The following is a 4639-nucleotide window of genomic DNA, read 5'->3' on the forward strand; positions in this document are numbered from 1 at the left end:
ACCTGCCTCCCCGAAGACACCGGCACTCCTGTGCAGGTCCTGGCGGCCGTCCGCAAGGACCGGCCGGAGACCGTCTCGCTCACGCAGGCCGTCGCCCACCTCCACACCCACGGAAGGAACATCGACTGGCGGGCGCTCCTCGCCCCCAGCCGCCCCAGCCCCGCCTCCCTGCCGACCTACGCCTTCCAGCACCAGCGCTACTGGCTCTCCGGCAGCGGTCAGGGGGCGGGCGCGGATCTCGCCACGGCCGGTCTCGCCGAGGCCGGGCATCCGCTGCTCGCCGCCAGGGTGGAACTGCCCGACGACGGGGGCACGGTGCTGACCGGGCGGCTGTCGCTGCGCACGCACCCCTGGCTCGCCGACCACGCGGTGCTGGGTTCGGTGCTGTTCCCGGGCACGGGCTTCGTCGAACTGGCGGTGCGCGCCGGTGACGTGGTCGGGTGCGGGCACGTGGAGGAACTCACCCTGCAGGCGCCGCTGGTGCTCACGGAGCAGGGCGCCGCGGATCTGCGGCTGACGGCGGGTGCCGCGGACGAGCGCGGCAGGCGCCGGCTGACCGTGCACTCGCGGTCCGGGGACGGGCCGTGGATCCAGCACGCCGAGGCGACGCTGGCCGTCGCCGCGCCGGAGCCGCCCGTCGCGCCCGACTGGTCGGTGTGGCCGCCCAAGGGCGCACAGGCCGTCGGCATCGACGGGTTCTACGACCGGTCGGCCGAGGCGGGCTTCGCGTACGGCCCGGTCTTCCAGGGGCTGCGCGCGGTCTGGCGCGACGGCGACACCGTCCTGGTGGACGTCGCGCTGCCCGAGGAACAGCAGGGCGACGCGGGCGCGTTCGGCCTGCACCCGGCGCTGCTCGACGCGGGCCTGCACGCGGTCGGCCTGACCAAGGCCATGGGCGAGCAGGCCATGCTGCCGTTCGCCTGGAACGGGCTCACGCTGCACGCCGTGGGCGCCGCGGCACTGCGGCTGCGGCTGACCCCGACGGGTGCCGACGGCACGGTGTCGGTGGACATGGCCGATGTGGCGGGCCGTCCCGTGGCGCGCATCGAGGAGCTGGTGCTGCGGCCGGTCAGCCAGGAGCAGCTCGCCGTACGGCCGGCGGCCCGCGGCGACTCGCTGTTCCGGCTGGACTGGCGGCGCGCCGAGCAGGCCGCGCCCGCCGCGGACGCGTCGTACGTGTTCGTCGGCGAGGTGGCGGACGGACAGCCGTCGTTCCCGGATCTGGCGGCCCTGAGCACGGCGGTCGCCGACGGGGAGCCGGTTCCGGAGCTGGTGTTCGCGGCCTGGCCGGGCGCGCCGGGCGACCCAGTGACGGCGGCCCGGGAAGCCACCGGGTGGGCACTCGCGCTGGCTCAGCAGTGGCTCTCCGACGAGCGGTTCGCCTCGGCCAGGCTCGTGGTGACGACCCGCGGTGCGGTGGCGACCTCGCCCGAGGCGGACGTCACCGACCTGGCGGGCGCCGCCGTATGGGGTCTGCTGCGGTCGGCGCAGTCGGAGAACCCCGGCCGGATCGGGCTGCTCGACGTCGGCGGCGCCGGTGATCTCGGCGGTGTGCCGGTGGCCTCGGTGGCCGCGGCGCTGCGCGAGGACGAGCCGCAGCTCGCGGTGCGCGACGGTGGCCTGCTGGTGCCGCGCATCGTCAGGGCCGACGGCGAGCCGGGAACGCCGGACGCGGACGGGGGGCTGTCCGCGGACGGCACCGTCCTGATCACCGGCGGTACCGGTGTGCTCGGCGGTGAGCTGGCCAGGCACCTGGTCACCGAGCGTGGGGTGCGGCACCTGGTGCTGGCCTCCCGGAGCGGCCCGGAGGCGGGCGGCGCGCGGGAGCTGGCCGCGGAGCTGACGGCGCTCGGCGCGTCCGTGCGCGTCGAGGCGTGTGACGCCGCGGACGGCGAGGCGCTCGCCGCGCTCCTGGCCGGGATCGGCGCCGAGCACCCGCTGACCGGTGTGGTGCACGTCGCCGGTGTGATCGACGACGGCGTGCTGACGTCGCTCAGCCCCGAGCGGGTGGACACCGTGCTGCGGCCCAAGGTCGACGCGGCCTGGCATCTGCACCGGCTCACCGCGGACGCGAACCTGGAGATGTTCGTCCTGTTCTCCTCCGCGGCCGGTGTGGTCGGCGCGCCCGGCCAGGGCAACTACGCGGCGGCCAACGCGTTCCTGGACGCGCTGGCCCAGCACCGCAGGGCGGCCGGGCTGCCCGCGCAGTCCCTCGCGTGGGGTGCGTGGGCGCAGGCCAGCGGGATGACGTCGGAGCTGAGCGACACCGACCGGTCCCGCATGGCGCGCGGTGGAGTGACCGCCCTGGAGACCGCCGAGGGCATGGCCCTGTTCGACACGGCCGGGCGGACCGGGCACGCCGTGCTGCTGCCGATGCGCCTGGACATGACCAGGAGTGGTGCGGCGGTGCCCGCGCTGTTCCGGTCGCTGGTTCCGGCGGTGCGACGCTCCGCCGCGGCGGCGGGCTCCGCGTCCATCGGGCCGGACCTGTTGCAGCGGCTGCTCGCGCAGCAGCCCGAGGAGCAGCGGCAGACGCTGCTCACCGTGGTGCGCGAGGAGGTGGCCGCCGTGCTCGGCCACGCTTCCGGGAGCGCCCTGGAGGCGGACCAGTCCTTCGCCGAGCTGGGCTTCGACTCGCTGATCGCGGTCGAGCTGCGCAACCGGCTGGGTGAGATCACCGGTCTGAAGCTGCCCACCACGCTGGTGTTCGACTATCCGAACCCGGCGTCGCTCGCGGAGTACCTGGGACAGCAGATCCTGCCGGAGCCGGAGTCGGCGGCCGACCGGCTGTTCCAGCAGATCGACGGCCTGGAGCGGTTGCTGTCCGAACTCTCCCCGGAGCAGGACGACGTCGACCGGGTGCGGGACCGGCTGCGGGCGGTGCTCGCCAAGCACACCGGGAGCGCCGGGACGCAGAGCGCTCCCGCCATCGAGGACACGCTGCTGTCCGCTTCGGACGACGAGATCTTCGACTACTTCGACCGGGACCTCGGCATCTGAGCGTTCCCTTCCGTCCCACGGCCCGCGAGCGGTCATGCCCGCGGGCCGTGGCCCGACCTGCCCGGCTCAGCGCCGGCCCACCCACTTCGTCAACGCGTCAGCACAACGCAGAACTCAGCGAGGGCCCCATGTCAAACGAGGACAAGTTCCGTCAATACCTGGCGCGTGCCGCGGGAGAGCTGAAGCAGGCCCGCGAAAAGCTGCAGCAGGTCCAGGACGCGGCACACGAACCGATCGCCATCGTCGGCATGGCCTGCCGGTACCCGGGCGGCGTCCGCGGACCGGAGGACCTGTGGGACCTGGTCGCGCAGGGCCGGGACGAGATGTCGGCGTTCCCCGAGGACCGCGGCTGGGACCTGGAGGCCCTGTACGACCCGGACCCGGACCGCCCGGGCACCTCCTACACGAACGTGGGCGGTTTCCTGTACGACGCCGCGGACTTCGACCCGGCGTTCTTCGGGATCAGCCCGCGTGAGGCGCTGGCGATGGACCCGCAGCAGCGTCTGCTGCTGGAGGCCGCGTGGGAGGCCGTGGAGTCGGCGGGAATCGACCCGGTCTCGCTGCGCGGTTCGCAGACCGGCGTGTTCGCGGGGCTCATGTACCACGACCACGTGGCCCGGCTGCGGGACGTGCCCGAGGACCTCGAGGGTTTCATCGGCAACGGCAACGCGGGCAGCGTCACCTCGGGCCGGGTGGCGTACACCATGGGCCTGGAGGGCCCGGCGGTGACGGTGGACACGGCGTGCTCGTCGTCGCTGGTCGCCCTGCACTGGGCGATCCAGGCGCTGCGCACCGGCCAGTGCCGGTACGCGCTCGCGGGCGGTGTGACGGTGATGGCGACGCCGGGCACGTTCGTGGAGTTCTCCCGGCAGCGGGGCCTCGCGGCCGACGGCCGGTGCAAGCCGTTCGCCGACGCCGCCGACGGCACCGGCTGGTCGGAGGGCGTGGGCATGCTGCTCGTGGAGCGGCTGTCCGACGCCCGCCGGCTCGGGCACGACGTGCTCGCGGTGGTGCGGGGTTCGGCGATCAACCAGGACGGCGCGTCCAACGGCCTGACCGCCCCCAACGGACCCTCCCAGCAGCGGGTCATCCAGCAGGCCCTCGCCAACGCCCGGCTGACGCCGCGTGACGTCGACGTGGTGGAGGCGCACGGCACCGGCACCACGCTGGGCGACCCCATCGAGGCGCAGGCGCTGCTGGCCACCTACGGCCGGGACCGGCCGGAGGACCGGCCGCTGTACCTGGGTTCGATCAAGTCCAACATCGGTCACACGCAGGCGGCGGCCGGTGTCGCGGGCGTCATCAAGATGGTGCAGGCCATGCGGCACGGGGTACTGCCGAAGACCCTGCACGTCGACCGGCCTACCTCACATGTGGACTGGTCCGCCGGTGAGGTCCGGCTGCTCACGGAGTCACGTCCGTGGGACGGTGAAGGACCGCGCAGGGCCGGTGTGTCGTCGTTCGGGGTGAGCGGTACGAACGCGCACATCGTCCTGGAGCAGGCTCCGGCGGCGGAGGACCCCCTCCCTGAGAGCGACGGGGACCAGCCAGCGGACGCCGAGCGGGTCGCGTTGCCCGTGATCCCGTGGGCGGTGTCGGGGAAGACCGCGGCGGCGTTGCGGGACCAGGCGGCCCGTCT

The 4639-nt window shown here is 74.3% G+C and carries 2 protein-coding genes; both read left to right on the top strand.

Translation table 11 applies throughout. The features are described from left to right. Positions 1–3000, top strand: a 3000-nt coding sequence (locus AMK33_RS42545; protein ID WP_158075150.1) for a type I polyketide synthase, incomplete at its 5' end; no start/stop codon positions are given. A 47-nt stretch (positions 3001–3047) separates the two neighbouring features. Beyond that, positions 3048–4639, top strand: a 1592-nt coding sequence (locus AMK33_RS42550) for a type I polyketide synthase (protein ID WP_443030942.1), incomplete at its 3' end; no start/stop codon positions are given.

This window comes from Streptomyces sp. CB02400 (genome assembly GCF_001905725.1).
Taxonomy (GTDB): domain Bacteria; phylum Actinomycetota; class Actinomycetes; order Streptomycetales; family Streptomycetaceae; genus Streptomyces; species Streptomyces atrovirens.